Origin of the sequence: Desulfuromonas soudanensis (assembly GCF_001278055.1) — a bacterium.
Classification (GTDB): domain Bacteria; phylum Desulfobacterota; class Desulfuromonadia; order Desulfuromonadales; family WTL; genus Deferrimonas; species Deferrimonas soudanensis.
Genome location: NZ_CP010802.1, coordinates 1,653,949 through 1,678,194, shown reverse-complemented (window position 1 = coordinate 1,678,194; position 24,246 = coordinate 1,653,949). Strand labels below are relative to the sequence as shown.

General features: G+C 59.1%; 28 protein-coding genes. 15 read left to right on the top strand and 13 right to left on the bottom strand.

Annotated elements, in window-relative coordinates:
- Positions 1-86: 86 nt before the first annotated feature.
- A complete protein-coding gene (locus DSOUD_RS07510; RefSeq protein ID WP_053550427.1) occupies positions 87-1,019 on the top strand; it encodes an RluA family pseudouridine synthase in 933 nt (310 codons plus the stop codon).
- 35 nt (positions 1,020-1,054) lie between these two features.
- On the opposite strand, the gene DSOUD_RS07505 is transcribed toward DSOUD_RS07510, so the two are convergent.
- Complete coding sequence (locus tag DSOUD_RS07505) at positions 1,055-2,269, bottom strand: methyltransferase family protein (protein ID WP_053550426.1); 1,215 nt, start codon at positions 2,267-2,269, stop codon at positions 1,055-1,057.
- Between the two features lie 110 nt (positions 2,270-2,379).
- On the opposite strand from DSOUD_RS07505, the gene DSOUD_RS07500 reads away from it, so the two are divergent.
- The 3 genes from DSOUD_RS07500 to DSOUD_RS07490 all read left to right on the top strand — a co-directional run bounded on the left by DSOUD_RS07500 (position 2,380) and on the right by DSOUD_RS07490 (position 4,308).
- Positions 2,380-2,955 (top strand): class I SAM-dependent methyltransferase, encoded by a 576-nt coding sequence (locus tag DSOUD_RS07500; RefSeq protein ID WP_053550425.1) that lies wholly within the window; start codon positions 2,380-2,382, stop codon positions 2,953-2,955.
- Between the two features lie 283 nt (positions 2,956-3,238).
- Positions 3,239-3,838 (top strand): PEP-CTERM sorting domain-containing protein, encoded by a 600-nt coding sequence (locus DSOUD_RS07495; RefSeq protein WP_157671794.1) that lies wholly within the window; start codon positions 3,239-3,241, stop codon positions 3,836-3,838.
- A gap of 272 nt (positions 3,839-4,110) precedes the next feature.
- Complete coding sequence (locus tag DSOUD_RS07490; protein ID WP_053550423.1) at positions 4,111-4,308, top strand: tautomerase family protein; 198 nt, start codon at positions 4,111-4,113, stop codon at positions 4,306-4,308.
- A 155-nt stretch (positions 4,309-4,463) separates the two neighbouring features.
- Here DSOUD_RS07490 and DSOUD_RS18400 read toward each other — a convergent pair whose 3' ends face one another.
- Complete coding sequence (locus DSOUD_RS18400; RefSeq protein ID WP_157671793.1) at positions 4,464-4,637, bottom strand: hypothetical protein; 174 nt, start codon at positions 4,635-4,637, stop codon at positions 4,464-4,466.
- A 467-nt stretch (positions 4,638-5,104) separates the two neighbouring features.
- On the opposite strand from DSOUD_RS18400, the gene DSOUD_RS07485 reads away from it, so the two are divergent.
- From DSOUD_RS07485 to DSOUD_RS07460, 6 genes are all read left to right on the top strand, one after another.
- Positions 5,105-5,740: a hypothetical protein gene (locus tag DSOUD_RS07485; protein ID WP_157671792.1), complete on the top strand. Its 636-nt coding sequence runs from the start codon at positions 5,105-5,107 to the stop codon at positions 5,738-5,740.
- 243 nt (positions 5,741-5,983) lie between these two features.
- Entirely contained in the window at positions 5,984-6,886 is a 903-nt protein-coding gene (locus DSOUD_RS07480) for a DMT family transporter (protein ID WP_053550421.1), read from the top strand.
- Positions 6,876-7,145, top strand: coding sequence for a hypothetical protein (locus tag DSOUD_RS07475; RefSeq protein WP_053550420.1), 270 nt, complete (start codon positions 6,876-6,878; stop codon positions 7,143-7,145). Before DSOUD_RS07480 ends, DSOUD_RS07475 begins: the two co-directional genes overlap by 11 nt.
- 86 nt (positions 7,146-7,231) lie before the next feature.
- Positions 7,232-7,909, top strand: coding sequence for a spermidine synthase (locus DSOUD_RS07470; RefSeq protein WP_053550419.1), 678 nt, complete (start codon positions 7,232-7,234; stop codon positions 7,907-7,909).
- 60 nt (positions 7,910-7,969) lie between these two features.
- The gene (locus DSOUD_RS07465; RefSeq protein ID WP_053550418.1) at positions 7,970-9,202 is read left to right on the top strand and encodes an MFS transporter; all 1,233 of its coding nucleotides are present in this window, start codon (positions 7,970-7,972) and stop codon (positions 9,200-9,202) included.
- Positions 9,203-9,465: 263 nt separating this feature from the next.
- On the top strand, positions 9,466-10,482 hold the full coding sequence (locus DSOUD_RS07460) for an SGNH/GDSL hydrolase family protein (RefSeq protein WP_082351129.1): 1,017 nt from the start codon (positions 9,466-9,468) through the stop codon (positions 10,480-10,482).
- 25 nt (positions 10,483-10,507) lie between these two features.
- Here the strand turns inward: DSOUD_RS07460 and DSOUD_RS07455 are convergent, their stop codons facing one another.
- The 6 genes from DSOUD_RS07455 to DSOUD_RS07430 form a co-directional block, all read right to left on the bottom strand.
- Complete coding sequence (locus tag DSOUD_RS07455; RefSeq protein ID WP_053550416.1) at positions 10,508-11,092, bottom strand: TetR/AcrR family transcriptional regulator; 585 nt, start codon at positions 11,090-11,092, stop codon at positions 10,508-10,510.
- Positions 11,093-11,137: 45 nt separating this feature from the next.
- A complete protein-coding gene (locus DSOUD_RS07450; protein WP_053552330.1) occupies positions 11,138-12,499 on the bottom strand; it encodes a B12-binding domain-containing radical SAM protein in 1,362 nt (453 codons plus the stop codon).
- A 125-nt stretch (positions 12,500-12,624) separates the two neighbouring features.
- The gene (locus tag DSOUD_RS07445) at positions 12,625-13,479 is read right to left on the bottom strand and encodes a copper resistance protein B (RefSeq protein ID WP_053550415.1); all 855 of its coding nucleotides are present in this window, start codon (positions 13,477-13,479) and stop codon (positions 12,625-12,627) included.
- Between the two features lie 14 nt (positions 13,480-13,493).
- A complete protein-coding gene (locus DSOUD_RS07440; protein ID WP_053550414.1) occupies positions 13,494-15,248 on the bottom strand; it encodes a copper resistance system multicopper oxidase in 1,755 nt (584 codons plus the stop codon).
- Between the two features lie 105 nt (positions 15,249-15,353).
- Positions 15,354-15,833: a sll1863 family stress response protein gene (locus tag DSOUD_RS07435; RefSeq protein WP_053550413.1), complete on the bottom strand. Its 480-nt coding sequence runs from the start codon at positions 15,831-15,833 to the stop codon at positions 15,354-15,356.
- 51 nt (positions 15,834-15,884) lie between these two features.
- On the bottom strand, positions 15,885-16,370 hold the full coding sequence (locus tag DSOUD_RS07430) for a Tll0287-like domain-containing protein (protein ID WP_232426518.1): 486 nt from the start codon (positions 16,368-16,370) through the stop codon (positions 15,885-15,887).
- Positions 16,371-16,458: 88 nt separating this feature from the next.
- On the opposite strand from DSOUD_RS07430, the gene DSOUD_RS18390 reads away from it, so the two are divergent.
- From DSOUD_RS18390 to msrA, 3 genes are all read left to right on the top strand, one after another.
- Positions 16,459-16,728 carry a hypothetical protein gene (locus DSOUD_RS18390; protein ID WP_157671789.1) on the top strand — a complete coding sequence of 90 codons (270 nt, stop codon included), beginning with the start codon at positions 16,459-16,461 and terminating at the stop codon, positions 16,726-16,728.
- A gap of 124 nt (positions 16,729-16,852) precedes the next feature.
- Positions 16,853-17,257: a peptide-methionine (R)-S-oxide reductase MsrB gene (msrB, locus tag DSOUD_RS07425; RefSeq protein ID WP_232426517.1), complete on the top strand. Its 405-nt coding sequence runs from the start codon at positions 16,853-16,855 to the stop codon at positions 17,255-17,257.
- 46 nt (positions 17,258-17,303) lie between these two features.
- Entirely contained in the window at positions 17,304-17,948 is a 645-nt protein-coding gene (gene msrA / locus DSOUD_RS07420) for a peptide-methionine (S)-S-oxide reductase MsrA (RefSeq protein ID WP_053550411.1), read from the top strand.
- A 115-nt stretch (positions 17,949-18,063) separates the two neighbouring features.
- Here msrA and DSOUD_RS07415 read toward each other — a convergent pair whose 3' ends face one another.
- Both DSOUD_RS07415 and DSOUD_RS18990 read right to left on the bottom strand, forming a co-directional pair.
- Positions 18,064-20,196 (bottom strand): HD domain-containing phosphohydrolase, encoded by a 2,133-nt coding sequence (locus tag DSOUD_RS07415; protein ID WP_053550410.1) that lies wholly within the window; start codon positions 20,194-20,196, stop codon positions 18,064-18,066.
- 12 nt (positions 20,197-20,208) lie between these two features.
- A complete protein-coding gene (locus DSOUD_RS18990; RefSeq protein ID WP_269745868.1) occupies positions 20,209-20,787 on the bottom strand; it encodes a prepilin-type N-terminal cleavage/methylation domain-containing protein in 579 nt (192 codons plus the stop codon).
- A 242-nt stretch (positions 20,788-21,029) separates the two neighbouring features.
- On the opposite strand from DSOUD_RS18990, the gene DSOUD_RS07405 reads away from it, so the two are divergent.
- Both DSOUD_RS07405 and DSOUD_RS07400 read left to right on the top strand, forming a co-directional pair.
- Entirely contained in the window at positions 21,030-21,356 is a 327-nt protein-coding gene (locus tag DSOUD_RS07405) for a GIY-YIG nuclease family protein (RefSeq protein ID WP_053550409.1), read from the top strand.
- Positions 21,357-21,518: 162 nt separating this feature from the next.
- Positions 21,519-21,989: a NanQ anomerase/TabA/YiaL family protein gene (locus DSOUD_RS07400; RefSeq protein WP_053550408.1), complete on the top strand. Its 471-nt coding sequence runs from the start codon at positions 21,519-21,521 to the stop codon at positions 21,987-21,989.
- On the opposite strand, the gene DSOUD_RS07395 is transcribed toward DSOUD_RS07400, so the two are convergent.
- The 3 genes from DSOUD_RS07395 to DSOUD_RS18835 form a co-directional block, all read right to left on the bottom strand.
- Complete coding sequence (locus tag DSOUD_RS07395; protein ID WP_053550407.1) at positions 21,964-22,635, bottom strand: DUF6962 family protein; 672 nt, start codon at positions 22,633-22,635, stop codon at positions 21,964-21,966. The genes DSOUD_RS07400 and DSOUD_RS07395 overlap by 26 nt on opposite strands.
- A gap of 43 nt (positions 22,636-22,678) precedes the next feature.
- The gene (locus tag DSOUD_RS07390; protein WP_053550406.1) at positions 22,679-23,689 is read right to left on the bottom strand and encodes a hypothetical protein; all 1,011 of its coding nucleotides are present in this window, start codon (positions 23,687-23,689) and stop codon (positions 22,679-22,681) included.
- A 146-nt stretch (positions 23,690-23,835) separates the two neighbouring features.
- Positions 23,836-24,192, bottom strand: coding sequence for a hypothetical protein (locus tag DSOUD_RS18835; RefSeq protein WP_232426516.1), 357 nt, complete (start codon positions 24,190-24,192; stop codon positions 23,836-23,838).
- Between the last annotated feature and the right edge of the window lie 54 nt (positions 24,193-24,246).

The window sequence follows — 24,246 nt, the reverse complement described above, 5'->3', positions numbered from 1 at the left end:
AAAATCTGTCCCGAACTCCCTCCACGGCTCTGAGTCACTCGTCCGCGTTGAGAGCCGTTTTTTCCCTTCCGTTGCCAAAGGGGCCTATGAATGTTTCATCGAAAGTACCGGTCCCGTTCAACGGATTGAGCGTACTGGAGTATCTGTCGACCCGCTTTGCCTATCTGTCGGAAGCTACCTGGAGCCAGTATCTCCGCGACGGGCGAATTTCCTGCCAGGGAGTCCTCCTGGACGTAACCTGTCCCGTTGCCCGGGGCGACACCATCCGCTGTGAATTGCCCGATTTCGAGGCTCCGATCGTCAATTTCGACTATACAATCGTCTACGAAGACGAATGGCTCCTCGGCATCAACAAGCCCGCGGGATTGCGCGTTCACAGCGGCGGCAAATTCGTCCATGCCAACCTGATCTACCATCTGCGCCACGTCCATGAGCCCCCTTACCCGGAGGCCAACCTGGTCAACCGGCTGGATGCGGACACCTCGGGGCTGGTGTTGCTGGCACGGGACAAGTCGGTCCTTTCGCAGCTGATGCGGCAGTTCGCCGAGGGTTTGGTGGGCAAGCGCTACCTCGCCGTGGTCGCCGGGCGTCCCACCCCCGGGCACGGCACCATCGACCTCCCCCTTGGCCCGGTCCAGGATTCCCGCGTCCCCCGTTTCGGCGTCGACCGGGCCGAAGGGAAAACGGCCCTGACCCACTACAAGACGGTGCGCGAACTCTCCAGGGATTTCACACTCCTCGAGCTGCACCCTGAGACCGGCCGGACCCACCAGTTGCGCGTCCATCTGGCGGCCATGGGTCATCCCATTGCCGGCGATGCCCTCTACACCATGAACGACGACGACTACCTCCGGTTTCGCCGCACCCCCCAACCGCAGAGCATCCTGCAGCGGCAGGCGCTGCACAGCCACCAACTGGAGTTTTTCCATCCCCGCCTTCAAACCACCTGCACCCTGACCGCGCCCCTGGCTCCAGACTTGGCGGAGTTTATCGGGAGTACCGAGGCAATCGATCGCTGATGCGAAGGGCTCTCCCCGTCCTCGGGAACCGGGACTCAGAAATTGGGCATCGGCAGCCGCCCCCAGGCGTTGCTCCCGGAGACGGCAGTGACGGCGAGGACTTCGTGCGTTTCGGCGTCGATGTCGACGACCAGGGCGGGGTAGCGCCGGACGCCGGGCGCCAGGACCTGGTCGGGCGCCACCGGCTGACCGTCGAGCCCGAGGGTTTCGACGAAGACCAGCCGTTCGTAATCGTAGACCCGGCGGGTGGAGCCGATAGTCTGGAAATACTTGTAACCGAGGCGAAAGAATTTCACCACGCCGCCGCTGTGGCGCTGGGACTCGGGATCGCGCAGGTAGGGATAACGCTTGAGCTTGGCCTCCGAATAGCGCGGCCCCTCCCTGAGGATGAGGCCGGTGAGGAAAAAATCGCCGGGCATGGAATAGGCCAGGTGCATTTGTTTTTCGGAGACGGCCGCCCTGACCGCTTCCTCCCCGTCGGCCAGAGCAAAGAGCGCTGAAACTTCCTCCATCGGCCGTGGATAGACGGAGACGAGTTCCAAGTCGCCAACCTGAACCTGCGGGAGCCGGTCCAGGGTGTAGCCTCGCAGGAGAAAAGCCCCGCCTACGGCCGATACGAAGACGAGTACGACCAGCAGGAAGAGTCCGAGTCCGCGGGAAGGGAGGCGGCCGAAGACCGCGCGAAAGATTCTGCCTCCCGGTTCGCCGGGGAGAAACATCCAGGTGCGGGCCATGTACTGCTGGTATTCGCCCGGCTGCTCCCGCTTCATCCGGGACTCCTCGTTGCGGGCCAGGAAGAAATAGGCAAAGAGCATGAACAGGTAGAAGAGGAGGACGATAAACCGGGGCCAGTAGATGAGGAGTCCGAGCCCGGAGAGGGCCAGGGACAGGTACTGGGGATGACGGATGCGGGCGTAGGGACCGAAAGCGACGACCCCACGGCCGGTGAGGCGTCCGATATAGAGGGGGATGGCGGCGACGAAAAAGAGCGCCATGCCGATGACGAAGAGGGCCTGGAGATAAGAGATGCCGATCAGCAGCGGATCGGCGACGAAGACCATGTGAGGCAAAAAGAACTCCGCCGTCCAGGCCGTCAGGCGGTAGGAGGAGAGGAATTCGAGGATCGGCCCGTAGACCCCGTAAAAATAGAGGGCGAAGGGGGTGATCATGAACAGAACCTCGAGGGCGACGAGGAAATAGGCCAGCGTCGTGCTGAAAAATATGATCTTCTCGCGTCCGTCCCGCTTCATGGCCAGAGTCCTTTCTCTCAGAGTTTTTCCCCGTTCATTATACCAGAAGCCTTCTTCTCCTCCGGCGGACCGAAGCCTGGCCGTCCCTCATCAAAAAAGGATCTGACTCAATGACTTCCTCGACTCCGGACTGGAACGCCCGCTGGCGGGAAAGAGCCGACCAGCCTTTCACCGTCGACCCCTGGCTCCTTTCGATCGCGCCGCTCCTGCCGAGCACCGGCCTGGCTCTCGATCTGGCCTGCGGTCGAGGTCGCCACGCCTTGTTTCTGGCCGAGCGGGGACTCTCCGTTACGGCCCTCGACAGCTCCGCAGAGGCCCTGGCCCAACTCGGCACGGAAGCGACCCGCCGCAACCTCAAGATCGAAACCCGCCAGGTCGATCTCGAAGCCGCGCCGCATCTGCCACCGGCCGCCTTCAACCTGATCCTCCTCCTCTTCTACCTGCAGCGCTCACTCATGCCGCACCTGCGAGCCGCGGTGCGCCCCGGCGGATTGGCCGTGGTGCGAACCTTCAGCAGCGCCGGACCCTTTCCCGGCGGGCCGGACAATCCCGATTTCGTCCTGCGCCCCGGTGAACTTCTGGACATCTTTGCCGGCTGGGATATCCTGCGGCATGAAGAAGGACTGGAACCTTCCAGCAAAGGCGGCTCTGTGGCGGGAATCGTCGCTCGCCGACGCCTCGATTGAACGTTCCGGAGGTGCAGGTGACGATTCAACTTCTGAATGGGGAGAGAAGAAAACATACGGACGGACAGGGTCTTCGGCCTGGCAAGGAACAAAATCGTTGTCGAAAAAACTTACATGAACTACAAAATCCGGGAACATAAGTAAAAATATTTTAGATTTCGGCTAGATACGAATAGGCACGCATAATGCAAAACTTCCCCGCAACAAGAGAATTTTCGTCCAGGTCGCGTTTGCAATGGTTCGCTGGGACCCCCCCCGCAACAAGCCAGGAGGAGACAGGATCATGGAAAAGACTCTTTCAAGTGCGTTGACTGCATTGGTTTTCGGAATACTCCTTCTCGGCCTCAGCGGGACGGCGAAGGCGACAATTTTGAATTTTGACGACACCTCCTATCAAGGAGCTTACTATACGGAACTCGAGGACGATTATGGCGGCTTCACCTGGTCTTCGAATGTGGGGGTCTATTTTGGTCCAGGCTGCGGTTTCGGCTACAACGCGGGGACAGTTTCGGGTGATTATGCTTTGGTCAACCTGTTCGCTTCCGACGTCAGTCTTGGCAACGGCCTTTTCGACTGGGTCGGCGCCTGGTTTACGGAACCCCACGGGGAATCCGAGCCGACGTTGAAAATTTTCGGGTGGGAAAATAATATTCTCAAATACGCCTCCGAAATCGACCTCGTTTATGCCTCGCCCGTCTGGTTCGAGGCGAACTGGTTTGGCATCGATGCGGTTACTTTCGACGCCGACGAAACGGAGTGGTTTGTCATGGATGATTTCACCTTTACCGAAAGCGCTCCCGTTCCGGAACCGGGCACGCTCCTCCTCCTCGGCGGTGGCCTTGTCGGGCTTGCCTGGTACCGGCGCACAAGGAAAGAGGCCTGATCGTTCCGAAAGATCGAGGACAAAGGCGGTGCCCGGATCGGGACCGCCTTTGTCATTTTCCGTCGACCGGTCACCGCTTAAACAAAGCTCCCCCCGCCTCGTCTTCCAGCTCCTTCTCTTCGCACCTCCTGTCAATCTTCCCGACATCCTGAGAACAGGGACCTGGCCCCTGGAGGCAAGGTCGCGCCGGGGGTGATAAAAGTCCCCTTGCCTGTCCTTCCTTATTCTCCTAATATGCAAAAAATCGACATAAAACTCCCGAGGAGGAACCAATGCCCTACGTCAACATCAAGATCACCCGCGAAGGCGCCACCGCCGAGCAGAAGGCACAACTCATCAAGGGGGTAACCGACCTGCTGCGGGATATCCTAGGCAAAAACCCCGCCACCACCGTGGTCGTCATCGACGAGGTCGATACGGACAACTGGGGGATCGGCGGGGAAACGGTGAGCGTATTGCGAGCCCGGTAAAAAGTCCTCTTCTCCCGGGGCCGCCGAGGAACTTATTTTTTCCGATAACCTGGTCATAACCCATCGGCCGGCGCATTTCGATAGGCCCCCGTGACCACAGAGGACAATAAAAAAAGCGGCCGTAGCCGCTCTATGAGAACAGGAAAAGTCTCTTATCAAGCACCGGTGGGAGAGGGACTGCTCATGTAAGCCTTCTCCATCGGGGTCATTTTACGACCACAATGCTGATAACCCGCTTTTTCGGCATCCTCGCTCAAGACCTTTTCGCGACAGACTTCACAGAAAAAATAACCTTTTTTCAGTTTTTCATCCGTTCTTTTCTCGGTCATGGCTCCTCCTTTCCATTTCTGGACAACGGTTATTGGGGCGACATCCTGTGGACATCCTAATTATACGCCAATTCGAGATATTTTTCAAAAATGGCCGTTAAAAACACCCTCCCCTGACATCCCCCTGCCCCATCGAGGCGCCAGCAGCGCCACTCCAGGCGTTGCCAACGGGACCACTTCCCATGACGCTCTAAAGCCGGGAGTTCAGGGAAATAACTGACCCCCTCTTTTTACGCCGCGAGCTTCGGCAGGAGGACAATCTCTGCCGGGCGGGATTTACTGCGCCGCATTGGCCGGATCGACTCGAGCGAAGATCGTTGCAGCCTTCGCCAGGGCCCCGGCAGAAACCGGTTCATGCTCTGGCCCCGGAATTGCATTCGAAACCGGGCATGAAGGGTGGCGCAATGGAATTTCTCTCTGCAGGTCAGCGCCGGCCCCTTAATTTGCCCTTAAAGGAGGTTTCAAAGATGTTTAAAGTATTGTTATGCCGGTCGATGTCGGCGCTGCTGTTGCTGCTCCTCTCCTCCCCAGTCTATGCCGGCGGAATCGGCATTTTCCTCAGCGGCGGAGAGGTCGAAGCCAAGTGGGACGGAGATATCACTGCCGTCGATTCCGACGGCTGGCACCGCGATTTCGGCCTGACCATCGATTCGAATCTGGCCACCGACCGCCTCTTCAATTACCGCATGGAGCTCGGACGGGCCGAGTGGGAAATCGACTCCTTCAATAAGCCCGGCGTTGATGCCGAACTCGACGGCCTGGTCATGACCCATACCTTCGGATTCGGAGGGTTGATCGCCCCGCCGCTTCGCCTCTGGTTCGGTCCGGAGCTGCGCTTCACCAGGATCGACGGCGAACTCGACGGCGAGACGGCCCGGGACATCGACCTCTTCGGTTACGGCCTCGGGGCTGCGGTCGGTCTCAATTACAATCTTCCGGGACGGCTGACCCTGGCCGCCAAGAGCGGTTTCGTGATGATGCGCTACCTCGGCAACGGCCCCAACTGGAACGGCAGCAGCTGGCAAAGCAGCGACTACGATATCGACGAGGACCTGGTCTATCTCGGAGTGTCCATGTATTTCCGGACCACGAGCAATCGCTGAAAACAATCGATGCAGACCTATCAAGGGCCCCTCGCAGGGCCCTTTTTTATTGCCGAGTCGGCGGGGTTGACTTGCGGAGATTTTTGGAGCAAATTCCTGGATGGGAACCCCTGATTTCAGCGGCCTGTGATTCTTCCTGATACCCTGGACTTTCCGACCCCGGGTGCATCCTCTCACCGGCCCCGAATTTTCCGGCGGCGACCGATACGGCACCTATCCGACTCTTTGCCGGCAGAACCGTCAATGAAAAGTTCAACAAATAAAATCAGTCGATTGACAATCGCATCCTCTGCCGCCTTCGCACTGGCTGCCTTCGCCGCCAATTCGATACTCTGCCGACTGGCACTTACGGACGGGTCCATCGATGCGGCCAGTTTCACGGCCATCCGCCTCGTCTCCGGCGCCCTCGTCCTTACCCTCCTCCTGAAATCCCCCCCCTTCAATAAACCGGCAAAGTCCAGGGGGAGCTGGTTTTCGGCAGCCGTCCTCTTTATCTATGCGGCCGCCTTTTCCTTCGCCTACAACACCCTGGGCACCGGAACCGGCGCCCTCATCCTTTTCGGAGCGGTGCAACTGACCATGCTTATCGCCGCCCTTCTCTGCGGCGAACGCTTTCGCGGCGGCGAATCCCTCGGGTTCCTTGCCGCCTTGGCCGGTCTGGTTTACCTGGTTTTCCCGGGAATCACGGCCCCCTCCCTGACCGGGTCCCTGCTCATGACCGGCGCCGGAATCGCCTGGGGGATTTATTCCCTTCAGGGGCGCGGCTCAGCAGCCCCCCTGGCCGATACGGCAGGGAACTTCACCCGCTCCCTCCCCTTTGTTGCCGCGCTAAGTTTCTTCTTCCTTCGGGAGATTCATGTTACATTCACCGGCGCTCTCCTGGCGGTTCTCTCCGGCGGGCTCGCCTCCGGGATGGGCTACGCCCTCTGGTATGCGGCCCTGCAGGGGATGACATCGATCAGGGCCTCCATCGTCCAGCTCTCCGTTCCGGTGCTCGCCGCCCTCGGCGGCGTCCTCTTTCTCTCGGAGGTCATCACCTTACGCCTGATCGTCGCGACGGTCGCCATTCTCGGCGGTGTCGGCCTGGCATTGGCCGGGCGTGGAAGCGACCCGAGGTATCAACGAGGTATCGATCATGAGTCGTGAAGCCAAACACATTGTCATCCCCCTCGCCCTCATCGCCATCTTCTTCCTCGTCGCCGCCACCCCCGTCGAACTCCTCGGCTGTCGCAACCGCGGGCTGATCGCCGTAGCCCTGGCCCTGGCCTGCGGACTCACCGGCATCGTCACCGCAATCCGGGGACTTGCGGGAAAAATCCGCGGCCGGCAGGGTTCGGAGTGGTGGATGGCCAGTACGTTGATTCTGGCAATCCCCGCCGCCTATATCGTTTTCCTTGCCCGTTGAGCCATTCCCCGGCCGCCCAGGGACGTCGCCCCGCCGTCCCTGACACCCCCGCAGACCTAACCGTTCGAACAATGCGAGATACCTCAATGATTGACTGGAAACTCATCGATACGGCACAGATCCCGGGAATCGCCGGCGAACTTCAACTCCACCGGCGCGATGATGAATTCTCCATCAGCATCGTCGGCGGCGGGGTTTTGATGAACACCCAGGCGCACGGGTCCGAGGATGCGCTGGCGGAACTGGCATGCGGCAAAATCGCCCGTCGTCCCCAACCCCGCGTGTTGATTGGCGGCCTGGGCATGGGCTTTACCCTGGCGGCGGCGCTGCGCCACCTCGGCCCCGATGCGGAAGTGGTGGTGGCCGAGCTGGTGCCGGCGGTGGTGGAATGGAACCGCGGCCCTCTCGGACAGCATGCCGGGAATCCGCTGCAGGATGAACGGGCCAGGGTTCGCGTCGGCGATGTCGCCAAGATTCTCAAATCCGAACGGCAGGCCTATGATGCGATCATGCTCGACGTCGACAACGGACCCGAAGGACTCACCCGCAAGAAAAACGACTGGCTCTACTCGGTCGACGGGTTAACGGCCTCCTACTCGGCGCTGCGGCCAAGGGGGATACTGGCCGTCTGGTCGGCAGGCCCCGACCGCAACTTCACCGAACGGATGCGCAAGGTCGGCTTCAAAGTCCAGCAGAGCCGGGTGTACGAACACGAAAACACAGGGGATCTCCATACCATCTGGCTCGGCGAACGGGGCGCCTGATTTCTTCCCTTCTGCTGCCGTTCCAGGTCCTTCCTGCACCAAGACAAGGACCAGATCCTTATGCCATCAGGTTCCGATCCGCTGAATCATCCCGAATCCCGGAGCACCGGACGGCTCCCTCCCACCGTCTGGGCCCTTGGCTTCGTCAGCCTCTTCATGGACATCTCATCGGAGATCGTCCACAGCCTGCTGCCGGTCTATCTGGTCACCGTCCTCGGCGCCGGAGCCCAGACGGTCGGAATGATCGAAGGGGTGGCCGAGGCGACGGCGATGATGACACGGATTTTTTCCGGGGCGCTGAGCGACTGGCTCGGCAGGCGCAAGATCCTCGCCCTGGCCGGTTACACCCTGGGGGCTCTGAGCAAACCCCTCTTTGCCGTGGCCCCGGGGATCGGCCTGGTTTTTACAGCCCGCTTTATCGATCGTATCGGCAAGGGGGTGCGCGGCGCACCGCGCGATGCCCTGGTGGCCGATGTCACCCCTCCGGCACAGCGCGGAGCCGCCTATGGGTTGCGTCAATCCCTCGACAGTGTCGGAGCCTTCGCCGGCCCCCTATTCGCCATCGGCCTGATGCTGCTCACCGGCAACCGGTTCCGCACCGTCTTCTGGCTGGCCTTCATACCCGGAATCCTGGCGGTACTGATCCTGCTCTTCTGGGTCAGGGAACCCGCGATCTCCTCTCCCCGGAAGTTCAAATTTCCCTTCACCCGCCAGAATCTCTCTTTTCTCGATCGACGTTATTGGCTTGTGGTCCTGGTCGGCGCCGTCTTTACCCTGGCCCGCTTCAGTGAAGCCTTTTTGTTGTTGCGGGCCGAAGACCTGGGCCTCCAGATCGTCCTCATCCCGCTGGTGCTGGTGATCATGAACATCGCCTACAGTTTGACCGCCTACCCCGCCGGTAAACTCTCCGATCGCATCGGTCGACGGGGACTGATGGCCTTCGGCCTGGCGGTGCTCATCACTTCCGATCTGCTCCTTGCCCTTGCGGGCAATATCTGGTGGGTTTTTGCCGGCGCAGCCCTCTGGGGTCTTCACCTCGGGCTGACCCAGGGCATCCTTTCGGCGCTAATCGCCGATGCGACAGTGCCGCAATTGCGTGGTACCGCCTTTGGCGTCTTTGGCCTGATCAGCGGCGTATCCATATTGCTCGCCAGCCTTCTCGCCGGCTGGTTGTGGCAGCAGTTCGGAGCTGACGCGACCTTTTTCGGCGGGGCCCTTTTCGCCGCCGTTGCCCTCGTCGGTTTTCTGCTGGTGAATTCGAACCTGCAATCTGAAAACAAAAAGACCGGATAGCAAATCAGAAGATCGGACAGTTTTTCCAAGAGATCACCCATAAAGGGCCTTCGAGCGCCCCCCCCCTTTATTATTGCGATGGGGAAACAAAAAGACGACGGCCCGCCCTGAAAAGGGCGGGCCGTTTTGTATTGTCGGTCTTGCAAGAAATTCCGGGGAATTTTGCGGTCATTTTGGATTTGACAGGAGTCCAGGCTCTATTAGGATATTCTCAGCACAAAGGGGGCAAAGGATAATCCTGACGACCGAAAAAGGAGAGCATAATGAGACAATGGATCAGAAATTCATTTTTGGCGGTGCTGGCAGCAGGTCTTTTCATCGGGATGGTCAGCGAACCGGCATGGGCTAAAAATCCGAAAAATGTCATTTTTGTTATCGGAGACAGCTTGTCCGACCCGGGCAATCTCTTTGCTCTCACCGGATTCTGGCCGCCGAGTCCGCCGTACGCGCAACGCAACTGCAACGGGCCGGTGTGGACGGAGTACCTGTCGGCCGACCTGGGGATTCCCGTCGACAGTCGCGCCTTTGGCGGGGCCCTGTCCGGGGTCTTTTTACAGGAGGGCGTTCCGGTTTCCAACTTCAACAGCGTCCAGAACCCGCCGGCCATTCCGGGGCTCCCAGGGGTTTCCGAAGAAATCGACGCACTCCTCGCCGAATACCCGGAAGGGTTAAATCCCTCCGCCCTCTATGTGATCTGGGCAGGCCCCAACGACTTCTTTCTGGGCCTGGTGCAGCAGGGGATGATGGAGCAGATCCTCGCGAAAACGGCAGAGAATATCGCCGATTCCGTCTGCAAGCTGGGAACAGCCGGGGCCAGACATTTTGCCGTCGGCAACATGCCCGATATCGGCCTGACACCCTTCGCACGGGACCTTGGCCCCGAGGCCCAAGCCCTTTTTTCCCAAACCATTGCGCAGTTTAATGCCGGGCTGGAACAGACCCTCTCGAACCTTCCGGCCGCCTGCGCCGAAACAATGGAAATTCTGGATACGGCTCGGATTCTTCAGGACATCAGCGGTGATCCGGCGACCTTCGCCCTGACCAATGTCACCGAAGCCTGTCTCACCTTCCCCGTCGGCCTCCCCCCCGTGGTTTGTGCCAATCCGGATGAATATCTCTTCTGGGACTCGGTCCATCCGACCACCGCCGTCCAGGCGATCTTTGCTGACAAGTTCCGGGCGGCATTTTGCGGAACCGGCGACGCCACCCCGGGCCTGAAGGGACGTCCGGCGGGGATGCCTCCTGCTGCCTGGCGAGGAGTCTGTTACGGCAGCCGCTAGCCGGCGAACGGGGTGAGCGCTGCCATCATCGGGTCAGATAATTTGCCATGATGTTTCGAAGCATTTCACTCCCCCGCTTCAGGGTCTGCTCGTCGACCTCTTCGCCGCCGATGTCCAGATAGTTGAGCCAGAAGAGAGTTACAAGCCAGACCTCCTCGGTGAGGAGCCCGAGGGTCCGGTCATCGAGTGGCCGCAGGAACCCCTTCTCCATGGCCTGCCTGATGGACTGGCCAATGACCGTCAGCTGCATCCGATTTACATCGCCAAAGCGTTCCTTGAGCAAGGGGTCGTTCATGATCAGGGCAGTCAGCTCGCGCTTAAAGAAGCGGTACCGCCAGTTGAACGTTTGGATCATGGAAAAAGTCTGATCCATCGACTCCAGGGTGCCGGGCGGATACTCTTGCAGCACCTTTTGATATTCCTCAAATCCTTCGGCGGCGAGCCGCTCGAAGAGGGCGCGGATGATGTCCTCCTTGTTGCGGAAGTGGTAATAAAGATTCCCCGGGCTGATCCCCGCCGCCTCGGCGATATGGTTGGTGGTGACGTGCCGGGTTCCTTTCTCGTTGAAAAGGAGCCGTGCCGTCTCAATGATTTTGTCTTTGGTCTTCATGCGTCCTCATCCGTTTGGTTGAGGAGCATCTTGTCACATTTCGCATCAGGTTTCCAGATGCGCCTTCTTGAGGTAGCGGCTGAAGCTGGACAACAGGGCCAGCTGCTTCCAAATTCGTAGCGGACCAAAACGCGCCAGGGAGCGCACCGTCTGTGACAGGGGGAGGGATTTGGTGTAGAGGTCGAGCATGCGGCTGTAGAATTCGGAAAGCGGCAGGCGCGTTGGCAGCACGGCATGCACCATGTCGAAAAGTTCGGGGTTTTCCGTGACCAGTTCCCGGCGCCGCTGCCGATAGAGTTCGGTTCCCGGAAGAGGGGTCAGCACGGAAAACCCCACATGCTGCAATTCGAGCTCTCGGATATGGGCCGTCAGGCGGGCAAAATCCTCCTTCTCAAAATCGGTATCGACCATGAAATTTGCGTAAACGATCAGGCCCAAATCCTGGAGATACCTCACCGCGTTCCGCTGCTGGGCAATGCTGATCCCCTTGTTCAATCGGCCAAGGCGCTCGTCGCTGAAGCTCTCCATGCCGATAAAGACCTGCGCCAGTCCGATCTTGCGCCATTTGATAAAAAGTTCGGGGCAAGAGACGACGGTATCGGCCCGGGCGTAGAGAAAGTAGCGCTTGCGCAGACCGGCCCCGTCGATGGCATCGGCCAGTGCGTCCATCCGCCGGACGTCGCACATCGATTCATCGTCACAAAAAAAGACATTCGGTTCCTCGATCCCCTTCAACTCGTCCACCACCGACGCCACCGACCTTCGAAGGTACTTGCCGCCGGTGATCGGCCACAGAGCACAGAAGTTACAACGGGAGGTACAGCCAAGGGAGGTCCGTATCGAAGCCAGCGGCTGCAACCATTCACTGAAATAATGTTTGCGGTGGCGCCGGGTGAGGCTTCGGTCGGGGACAGGCAACGCATCCAGGGGCGTATAGGGGCGCGCTTCCGTCAAAAGGATCTCTGCACCGGCCCGCACGAGCCCCAGGCCCCGGATTGCGGAAAAATTCTCCCCTGCTTCTGCGAAGCGGGCAATCTCCCGAAGCGCCTGCACCCCTTCGCCGACCACCACCAGGTCGATGCCGTGGACGTTGAAGTCTTCCGGGGAGACGGTGGCGTGATGCCCCCCGATCACCACCAGAAGGTCGGGGTCAAGGCGCTTTAAGTTCTCCGCCATGGCTTTGACGATACGGACATGACTGGTGAAGGCAGTCAATCCGACGATGTCCGGCCGGAAACGATGATAGGCTTTTTCAATTGAACCTTCGAGTCTGGCATCGAAAATCTCCACCTCGTGCCCGTCTTCTTTCAGGCCGGCCCCAAGATACTCCAGAGCCAACGGTTCATGCATGTAGACCTTGTCCAGCAGCGGATTGGCGCTTGGCGGATGAATCAGCAGCACATTCATAAAGACCTCCGAGAGTTTTTTTAAAAAATAGAGCAATTACTCTAGAGGGTCAATATTTTTAATTTCCGCTGCCGAACCCGGAGGTTTGTTGGGCCGACGTTCCCCGGGATCTGTCGCCATCGTTTTCAAAACCAGAACCGCAGACCCGCCACCACCCCGCTGTCATCGATGTCCCCACCGTCCTTTTTCACGTTATGGGCGGTTTTTCCCACTTTGCGATTCCAGGTCACTCCGAGGTAGGGTGCGAATTCACGGCGGAAATGATACAGCAATCGAGCGCCGAGGGTGAGATCGGTCACACCCTGCCATTGTTGGTATTCGGGGACATCCTGCAGAGAGAGCCCGGCTTCCATCCGGGGGATGAGGACCAGCCTCTGGGTCAGCAGCAATTCGTACTCGGCTTCGAACTTCGCACTGAGATCGCCGTCCTCGCTGAGATAGGCCGTGGCGTCGATTTCGAACCAGTAGGGAGCCAGCCCCTGCATGCCGAGAGCGGCAAAGGTGCGCGCGGGGTGCGGCGCAAAATCATGGCGAAGACCGGCCTGCACATCCCAGAATTTTGAAATGTTGCGGCTGTAGAGCAGCTCGATCTCGGCTTCTTCGACCCTGGTGCTGTCATTGAGCAGCACCTCCCCCTCGCTTTTGAGATAGAGCTTGTTGTAGTCCTCCCCGATCCATCCCTGCACGTCCCACAGAAATATCTCTTTGTTGTCTTCGCGCCACTGGTATTCGGACCGATCGGCCTTGAAGGTAGCGAAAATTTGATTGTCGTGGATGGGTTGGACGCCGAAATTCTGCTGCGGCCCCTCCTGGCCGTCCTCGGCATATTTTTGGATTCCCTCACCTACCTGCGGATCGGTCTGAATCTCCCGATAATCAGCAGGGAAGTATCCCTTGCGCGAATCGCCAGGACTTTCATCCGCGGCAAAAACAAGAGCCGGCAGCAGCGTCAGCATCCAGAAAAAGATCTGCCTCTTCATCTCTGCTCCTCCCATCAGGCGACCCGCACCACTTGAAACATCCCGGCTTCCATGTGGTAGAGGAGGTGACAGTGAAAAGCCCAGTCCCCCTTTTCTATGGGGGTGATCAAGGCCGAAAGGACCTCGCCGGGTTTGACCAGAAGGGTGTGCTTGTAGGGGAGTTCTTCCGCGCCGTTTTCCAGCTGCATCCACATGCCGTGAAGATGGATGGGGTGCTCCATCATGGTGTGATTGACGAGAAAGAGCCGCAGCCGTTCGTTGTGGCGGAAGAGATAGGGACCGGGATGCTCGGTGAATTTCATGCCATCGAAGGAGAACATGTATCGTTCCATGTTGGCGGTGATATTGATGGTCATCTCCCGCTCGGGCGTCTCGGCATAGACCTGCGGCTCGGCAGAAACCAGGTCCTGATAGGTGAGGACCCGCCAGCCGTCGTCGCCGAGGCCGATCCCTGGCTCGTCGAGACGATAACGGGGATGCTTGATGATCATCGCCACGTTGGAAGAGTTTTGGCGATCAGGCAAAAAGGGCTCCGGCCCATTGGGTCCAGGAATACGCGGGTCGTCCTTGGCCGACTCCTTGCCGGAGGACATCCCGCCCTCCATTGACCCCTGCCCCATCCCCGCCATCATTCCCATACCGAGGTCCTGGAGTTGACGCACCGGGCGTGGTCGCAGCCCGGGAACCGGAGGCTGCAGCCCCGCCTCGGGGGAGAGGGTAGCGCGGGCGTAGCCGCTGCGGTCAAGGGACTCGGCAAAGAGGGTGAAGGGCCTGTCTTCGGTCGGCCGCACCAAAACGTCGTAGGTTTCGGCCACGCCGATGCGAAACTCCTGGACCTGGACCGGGCGCACCGCCTTGCCGTCGGCCATCACCACCTCGAGGTCGAGCCCGGGAATACGCACGTCAAAAGTACTCATGGCCGAGGCGTTGATGAAGCGCAGACGAACCGTCTCGCCGGGGTTGAACAGGGCAGTCCAGTTCATGTCCGGAGAATTGCCGTTGATCAGATAGGTGTAGGTTGCGCCGGTTACGTCGGCCAGATCGACGGGACTCATGCGCATCTTTCCCCAGGCCAAGCGCTCGCTTAGGGCCGACTTGAGGCCGTGCTCACCGATATCCTCGATGAAGTCGTCGAGGGTGCGCTGCTGGTAGTTGTAGTAGTGGCCGAGGAGATTGATGTGGCGGAAGATCGTTTCGGGCTTTTCAAAGGACCAATCGGAGAGAACCACCACGTAATCGCGATCAAAGCGGAAGGGCTCGCCGTCTTTCGGGTCGATGATCAAGGGTCCGTAGGTCCCCGATTGTTCCTGGAGAAAAGAGTGGCTGTGGTACCAGTAGGTACCGGCCTGTTTGACTTTGTAGCGATAGTTGTAGGTCTCGCCGGGAGGAATACCGGCGAAATTGATCCCAGGCACACCATCCATGGGAAAGGGGACGAGGATGCCATGCCAGTGAATAGAGGAATGCACGGTATCTGACAGGGCGTTGGTGACATTAAGCTCCACATCGTCCCCTTCGCGCAACCGCACCAGCGGCCCTGGGACTGTGCCGTTAATACCGGTGGACATTCCTTTTTTTCCGTCAATGACGATGGGGTAATAGCCGATTTTGAGATCGTAACGGCGCTGTGCGGGAGGGAGACCCTGCAGACCCCATAGATCGCTGCGGGCCCACAGGGGAAGGGGAAAATGCATCTGCAGGCCGGAAAGAAAGAGGCCGGCGCCCACCCCCTGCAGAAAACGGCGGCGGGTAATTTCCTGGAAGTTCATGCGGTCCTCCAGAGCTTGATTGTCGATGGAACAAAAAATAGACGTTCGGAAGGAAATGACCGGGCGTCTCAGGATGTGGACTCCCAGAGAAGTCCCCCCATCCTCCTACTTTTCACTCTCGAACTTTTTCTTCGCTTTTTTAAAGGCCCTTTCCAGACGATCATAACTGTCGGCAAACCCTTTTTTCACCTCTTCCCAGGCTCCGGCGGAACTGTGCCGCATGCCGCCATACCATTCGGCAACCTCTTCGCGCTCCTTGCGCAGCTCAACCAAAGTTTCCTGCGTTTTTTTTCGGGTAGCCTCACTCATCTCCTGCCAGCGGTCATCGAGGGACTTTTGCATTTCATCGATGCGAAGATCGAGTTTCTTCAACTTTTTTTCGGCCGCTGCCAGTGCTTCGTCGCGCTGTTCCAGCGTATAATCCTTCAAGGTATCGTAGGTTTCTACGGCCTTCTCCTTGACTTCAGTCGCCGTGGTTTCGCCGTCCTGGTGAGAAGAGGCAAAACCGGTTTTCACGCCAGAACCCACCGACATTGCTGCAAAAACCAGCATGCCGACCAACCAGAAATTTCTCGTCGTATTCATGTTTTCTCTCCCTGCAAGGTTAGCTGTTCGAATTGAACCAAACTCCGTCTTTTACTTGTTCCCCTCCCCTTTCTCCGGCCGGCTCAGGGTGAAGGCGCCGCGTATCTCTCCGGGCTTGTAACCCCGGGCCTTGTCCTGCGGATAGCGCCGCGACAGTTCGTCGACAACGCCCGGGGCGAGAACTGCGCCGTGACAGAGGAGGCAGATCTCTCCGGTGGGAATCGCCTTCATGTAGCGCAGCACCTTCCCCCCGTCTTTCTCTACGATTTCAAGAACTTCCAACTCCTGAGGAGCGGTGCCCTGGAACCGGCGCCTGTCGAAATCTTCGAGAATCACTTTTTCCCACCTGTCCGGCGCATTGCCGGGATTGCGCACCCGCAGACTCGTCCTGCCGACCTTCCACCCCGTTTCGACCGACAACCGCGCGGCAATGGCCGGGGCCTTGCTTTGACAGACCCCGATGCCCGAGACCGGACCCGCTGCGGCGATGGCCTGTTCCAGTTCCCCCTTGAGCTCCTGCATGAAGGCTGCTGCCACCTTACGCCCCTCGAGAAGTGGACCATCCTCGCTCTCCGAGGACTGTCCGAGGGCACTGGAGCAAAAAAAGCAAAAAACGAAAAGAGTCATGGCCAGCTTCACTGTCGTTCTCCTTGGGAAAGAGAAAGCGCACCTTTCTAAACCCGGTCGCAAGACAGTTTACCAGCCACCTGAGATTCGTCCATGCGCCATAGTTGGAACGACCCTCACCTCTGACGGGAAACCTCTCATGGCAAAGTCTCCTTTGCCGCCGCAGATCGGGCACTTCCCCGGTGCCGATCCTTTGGCTGTTCATTACCGTTCCCTTTTCCCGTGGCAAATTTTTCTGGTATTCTTCAATCAAAAGCGGATGGGATGAAAGGAGAAAAATAATGAGAAGAACAGGCTTGATTTTGGGACTTCTCGCCTTAATGCTGGCCGCGCCACGTCCGGCGCAAGCCGAGGAGATCAGAATTTATTCCGTCGGAGAGGGGACATACGTCATGAGCGAAAAAGTCGTTAAAAGCCCGGAGGAATGGAAAGCCCGGCTGACCCCCGAGCAGTATCACGTCCTTCGGGAAAAGGGGACCGAGCGGGCCTATTCGGGAAAACTCTGGAACGAGCACCGCCACGGCATCTACCGCTGTGCCGCCTGCGGCCTCGACCTCTTCTCCTCCACGAGCAAGTACGAATCGGGAACGGGGTGGCCGAGCTTCTATGAGCCGGTGGCACCGGAGAACATCGCCACCGCGCCGGACAGGGGTTTGTTCACCACCCGGACCGAGGTTCTCTGCCGTCGCTGCGACAGCCACCTCGGCCACGTCTTCAACGACGGTCCCGACCCGACAGGAGAGCGCTACTGCATGAACTCGGCAGCACTGACCTTCGTCGAAACCGCTGAGCAATGAGCAGCGTCGGCGGGGGAAATTCCCGTTCCGGCGCTAAGGAGATATCATGAAAAGAAGAATGACCCTGTTGCTGGCTTGGCTGGCGATAGGGGCTCTTTCCGCTGCCACCGGAGCCGCGGAAAAGGACAAAAGTACGAGGGGAATGGATGGTGAGGGGGTGGCCCGGGCAATTTTCGCCGGCGGCTGTTTCTGGTGCATGGAGCCCCCCTTCGAAAAGCTGGAGGGGGTCATCTCAGTGACTTCGGGATACATCGGCGGGGAGAAAAAGAATCCGACTTACAAGGAGGTCTCGGCGGGTGGGACGGGACATGTTGAGGCGGTGCAGATCGTCTACGACCCGGAGAAGGTCGACTATGAGAAGCTGCTCGATGTCTTTTGGCAGAACATCGATCCCACCGACGGCGGCGGCCAGTTCGTCGACCGCGGCAGCCAGTACCGTTCGGCGATTTTCACTCTCGACGACACCCAGAAGGGCCTGTCCGAGGAATCGAAGGAACGCCTGGCCCGCTCGGGACGCTTCGCCGCACCAATCGTGACCGAAATCGTTGCGGCCACAACCTTCTATCCGGCCGAGGAATACCACCAGGACTACTACAAAAAGAATCCGATACGCTATAAATACTACCGCTGGGGCTCGGGGCGCGACCAGTTCCTCGACCGGATCTGGGGGGAGGAACGCAAGTCCCCTTAGCCGTCGCCATTCTTTCCTTCCCGCAGGCCGTCTGTCGGAGCCGGCGGTCTGTCGTACCAGCGCGATTGATCGTCAGCCAGAGTGCCGGGTCCAGGGAATTTAGTGGGGGGGGTACTTACACAGGAAGTGAGGCCTGGGCTTCGGACGGGACAAAAACACTGTCCTCAATATTGAGAAGGGCGTTGACCACCTCCGGATCGAACTGACTTCCTGCCCCTTTTTGCATGTATAACAGGACCTCCTTGGCCTCCCGGGCCGGCCGATAGGGACGATGGGAGATCAATGCATCGTAGACGTCGGCAACGGCGAGAATCCGTGCACCGAGACAGATTTTTTCCCCCTTCAACCCCAGGGGATAGCCGCGGCCATCGAACCATTCATGGTGCTGGGCCACAATGGGGAGGACATCCCTGTAGGCTCTGATCGGTTCAAGGATCCGCACCCCTTTGTCGGGGTGTGATTGAACGAGCTGATACTCCGTTTCGGTCAGGCGGTTTGCCTTGTCGAGGATGAGATTGGGCACGGCGATTTTACCGATGTCGTGCAGGAGGCTGGCGCGATGGAGTTGATCGAGCTCCCCCTGCGACAGTTTCAGCTCCCCACCGATCGCCATGGCGATTTTTGTAACCCGTTCCGAATGTCCGGCCGTCCACGTGGACTTGGCGTCCACCGTTCGCGCCAGAGCCATCAAGGTGTCGAAATTGAGATTGGCCAGCTCATCCACGAGGCTGGCGTTGGCCAGGGCAATCCCCACCTGGTCTGCAATCGCCCTGGTGCGGATGACATCCTCCTGCCGCGGTTTCTGCTGCAAATGATACCCGAGGATCAAAACCCCCGTGACCTTTTGCTCCTTGCCAACCGGAAGGACCAGGCAGGTCCGCGCCCCAAGATCCCGAATTGGCGAAAGGAGTACGGAGAGTGACCCGAGGGTGTCGGTGACAAGAAATTCTTCGATTGCCCGGAGCGCTTCAAGTTCCGAAGGGCCCAGATCCGTATCGAAGCGTTGCCTTGCCCCCCCCTCGTCCGTCGTCGAGGCCAGACAGGTCTGAAACCCGCCTTTCCCGGGGCGCTCGAAGGTCACGGAGACCCAATCGCAACGGACGATCCGGTTCATCCTGGTCAACAGCGTATCGACAATCTTGTCCCGGTCCAGATCGGCCAGAATCAGGCGAATGGTCTTTCCGGTCTTCTCCAGGGTGGAAAACTGCTCTTCGATTTTATCGGCCATGCCGTTAAAGGAGAGGGAGAGTTCCTGAAATTCGTCGGCGCTGTCGATCTCCACCCTTTGGGACAAATCCCCCTCACTGAGCCTGCGGGTTCCCTCCTTAAGCATTTTAAGGGGGGTCAGCGTTTTGCGGATATACACGCTGCTGAACAGCAGGACGACCCACAAAGACAAGAGAGCGACCAGGTAAAAATTCTTGCGGAAATGGCTCAGCGCCGCGAAAGCGGAGTTGTGGGGCTCCAGCACGAATACCGACCAGTCATCGGCGGCATAGGTTCCCCTGAAAAAGATGGTCCAGTAACCGACCATCTCCCCACCCTCCTCACCAGCCATTTCGAACTCTCCGGAAACTCCCCCGGACAGGTGATCGCCCGCTTTCTCCAGCCATTCGGCCGGAAAGGACCGAGTGCCGAAGACAACCGCACCTTTGGAGGAAAGGACCAGGACTTCCCTCTCCAGGGATAGAGCCTGAAGGGACTGCCGGAAAAGATCCCTGATAGAAATCTCTCCCACCAGCAGATCCTGGCCGGAACCGGAAGAGACCAGGGGCGCGGCCAAAAAGGCTCTCTTATTCCCTTCTTTTTCAAACTGAACCCAGAAAAGCGTTTTTCCCTGGGCCAGGTGGGCCCGTTCCACGGCGGAAAATCCCCGCGCCGGTGGCATATCCCTCAACAGAGGTCGCTTCTCCCCGCTCCCTTCGATAATGGCCAGGCTGATGAAGTGTTTATCGAGGCTGTGCTGCTGCCGGGGAAAAATGCTGCCAAATTGGTCGGGATGACTGGGATAAAGGGTGGCCAGCACCAGCATTTCGTCATTGAGTGCCGTGAGATTTTCAAAGACGGCCATGCCGATATTCTTGCTGGCATGACGCAGACGCAGGTGGGACTGCTCTTTGAGGTGGTGGGCCACCTGCTGGTAGGAAAGGAGGGTCAGCGCGGAGATGGGCAGGATGGCGCAACTCAGAAAAATCAGAAAAATCCGCCGACCAACCTTGCTGTGAAAGGAGTATGCGTTCTTGGTCAAGGTATTCCCTCGTCAATATCGTTCGGCAAGGCCGATGAAGTCGCCATCATTGGCCCGGATGATGTCATCCTTGCTCACCTGGGCCGTGAGGGCGAGGTTGGTTTGACCGTCGGCGCCTATGCTGCAGAGATCAAAATCTGAATTCAGAGGATGAAGCGATTTGTCCTTGCGCGGCGAAACTTTGTCTGGCCCTTTGTCGGGTTTCCCCGCGAGCAGCAGGTATTGGTAGGGATGTCCCCAGGGATCCTTCGGCACGGGCAGGCCCAGCTCTGCCAGAGTTTCGGGGAATCCGCCGTTATGATCCTGGTGCATTGCAATCTGATTGGAAATCATGCGGATTTCAACAATGGCCCGGGTAATCCTGACCCTTTGTATGTATTCGAAATAGCTGGGAATCGCCAGGGCGGCCAGGGTTGCGAGAATGGCCACAACCAAAAGCAGTTCCAGGAGGGTGAAACCACCGGGCTGCAGGGAAAAGCGTCGGCACAAGGGGTTGGACCGAAAGATCCAACCCAATTTCGGATGCCGGCCGACTCCTGGGAGACGGCGCCACCCGGAACCTTTCAAAGCCATATTTCGGTACTTTTCCACGCGACTTCCCGACATTGCCCATTGGCACACCATGGATTAAAAACTCTCACATATTAGAATGACCCACCCCGGGGGTCAAGCAATAAAGATGGCGTCAGCGGCCCTGTCCATGGTAAAAACCTTGTGTAAAATCGGTAAAATTAATCTCCGGAAATCGACCCGGGCTTGAACGTCGCCGGAAGCCTTCCGCACCCTTCGCCCGACCCTCTTCACTCTCTTGCCGGACGCCAAAGACGACTCCAATGGGCACCTGGTCCCTTTACATCCTGAGAAACGAACGCAACGCCCTTTACACCGGGATCAGCAACGACCTGCCACGGCGTCTTGCCGAACACCGTGCCGGCGGTTGCCGTGGCGCCCGGTTCACCCGGGGCTGTACCACCCTGGACCTCGTCTATACCTGCAAACTCGGCGACCGGAGCCTGGCGCTGAAGGTGGAACTCCGGGTCAAAAAGCTCCACAAAAGGCGCAAGGAAGCTCTGGTTGCCGCAACCCCGAACCGGCAACAGCTTCTTGACCTCCTCGACCTTGGGGTGACGGGCGCCCTTTTATCAGAAAGTAACTTTTAAACAGGATTTTTAGCCACCAAGGCACGAAGACATCAAGAAGATCAAAACCAAAAATAGTGTACTTGGTGTCTTGGTGCCTTAGTGGCAAATCTTGCTCTTTGACCGGAACCAAAATCGAGTTACTCAAGAGCCATAGGAATGCGGCGGCAAAAGGAGGAAGGAATGATAATCGATACGTTGGAAAACGGTGAGTACTACGGCCTGGGGACAGCCTGGACCGCCGCCATGGACTTTCTTCGCACCCTGCCGGTCGACTGCGCCGAGGGGGAATACCCCATCGCCGGCGAGGGGATATTTGCCCGGGTGATGAGCTATCGGACCAAGGAACCGCAGGAGGGCCTCCTCGAGGCGCACCGCAACTATCTTGACATCCAGAGCGTTCTTGTCGGCAGCGAGATGTTCGAATGTTTTCCCACCAACACCCTGGACGTCGACGTTCCCTACGATCCTTCAAAGGACGCAACCTTCTACCGGCGCCCCACGATCGGTCCGGTGCGCGTCGATGTCGTTGCCGGACGTTTTCTCGCTCTCTTTCCCCAGGACGCCCATATGGCCGGGCTGGTCAACGGGACCCCGCCGCAGACGGTGAAGAAGGTCGTGGTCAAGGTCAGGCTCGACCTTCTCCGTTCCTGACTCCGAGGTCGTCCCGGCGGTCGGCCAAAAGCGCCCCTCCGCGATAAAGAAGATAGAAAGCACCTAGCTGCACGACATGATAGAGGTCATTGTGGTTGAAGTGCGGATGCAGGGTGAAGCCGCTGGCCTGGATGGCGGCGGCGGCAAAAGACATGACCACCCCTCCCGCCAGCCAGGGAGCAGCTGGCGCCCCGACGCGCCACCCGTCGTACAGCTGCAAAAAAAGGACGCAGAGAAGGGCCGGGACGTAGTCGAGGATGACGTAGAGAAAGGCGTCGTGCCCGCCCATCCACCCCAGATAGAGAAGATACTGCAAGAAGGCCAGACCCACCAAGGCCCGACGCCCGCGGCCGCGGAGGACCGCCATGGCCATGGAGCAGACCATCAGCAGACCGGTCAGGCCGATGGCAGCGACCGTGATCTTCCAAAGGAGAAACGCCCCCGTCTCGCCGAGAGCGGGACGGAATCCATGATAGGTGCCGCCACTGGCTGCCGCCAGGCTCGAAGCGAAAAAGGCCCCGGCCCAGAGGCGCACCGAGAGTTGTCGGCCGGCGCGCCAAAGTCCCTGCAGACGGAGGGCAAAATAGAAGACCACCCCGGCGAGAAGGGAGTCGGTGAAGAGGGTCATCGGTTCGCTGATCGTCATGGAACCCCATTCGGGTGTCGGATCGGTGACAAAAAGAGAGCGTTCAGAAACGACAGCGGGCGCCGACCATCAGAGCGGCGGACTCCCAGTTGACTGCGTTGAGGCGTGTCACGCCGACGGTGCCGTCGGCGAGAAAGACCCGGTGAAGACCCCTGTCCGTCTGCCATTTCTGGTAGCCGAAACGCCCGGTGAGAGCCCAGCGCCGGTGAAAAGCCCACTCGGTGCCGAGGGCAAAGACGACTCCGGAAGCGTCGGCCTGGTGGTCGAAGCTCACCGGGTGGGCGAGGTCGGTACGCAGGTTCCAGTCGGCTTCTCCGAGATAGTCGGCGAGATGATATTCGCCGCTGCCGGTAAGTGTCAGGGCGGCGGTGGGAGCAAGGGTCAGGTCGAGGCCGAGCCAGGGGCCCCACCAATGGGCGTCGTAGCTGCTGTCGAGGCCGCTGAAGGGGCCGGTGGGTGGCACATTCACCAGGGGCTCGCCGTCAGCGTCCACTCCGAAAACCGCCGTGGCGATATCCTGATTCGACACCGTCTGGTTGCCGCCGCTGAGCCGGAGATACTGTCCGTGGTAGGAGTAGCCGAACAGAGGGGTGAGGGTCAGGGCGCCGCCGCCGAAGGCGAAGCGCGGTCCGAGCCCGATGGAAATATCGAGGGCACCACCGTCGCTGGTATCGTTGTTGGAGCGGGAAAATTCCAGGGTCCGGTTGTCGCCGCCGTAATCTGAATCCTGGTTGCTGCCATCGATGATGGTGCCGACTCCGAGGTTGGAGCGGGCGTGAAAAGCGACCGGCGCCCCCGGGCGGCCGAGGGTGAAACGACCCCTGGCGTCGACCTGAAGGAGCTTCAGATCGTCCCAGCTCAGTTCGGAAAGGACGTTGGGGGAGGTGCCGTCGAGGTTGCCGGCCATGTTCCAGTCGAGGTTGTCCTGGCGATAGCCGCTTTCGATGCCGAGATCGACGGTGGTGATCCGATTCGCCAGGGCGTTCCCCGGCAAAAGGACCACCCCCCCCCACAGGGCCGCGACCGGCAGCAGTGTATAGAAAAAAACGTGCATGGCGCCTCGCTGAAAAACTTCATCGGCATCGGAAAAGTCTCGCTCACTATAGCCGCACGCCCTCCCCGGGCAAAGTCCTTTTCGTCCCCTCCCCTGTCCGCCAAAGACCCTGGATGGATGCAAACGTGGCTGTCGTCCCCTCACCCTCACCCTTCCTGCTTCGTGCTCTCCCCGACCGTCGCCGCCCGGCAGGCCCGACACCTCAGGTCATCCTCGCGAAATCCTTGCAGAAGGAGGTCCGGCTCGACCAGACCGTTCCCGCGGCAGCTCTTCGGGCCCGTCTCTCCACAACAGGGGACGTCGAACAGAAGCGGCTTGAGAAATTTCTCATAGGTAACCTGCTGCTTGGCGGTCAGCACGCCGAGATTGCCATCCCTGTCGAGGAGAAAGATTCCGACTCCCTTGACCGTTCGGGGGAGGTAGGAGGATCCGGCCACACTCGCCTCAATGTGACGCATGCCCTTGCCGACCAGATAGGCGAGTAGATCGAGATCGATTTCCATTTTTTTGCCTCCAAATGTTTTCAATGATGAATGAATTCGTAACAACCCGGATTG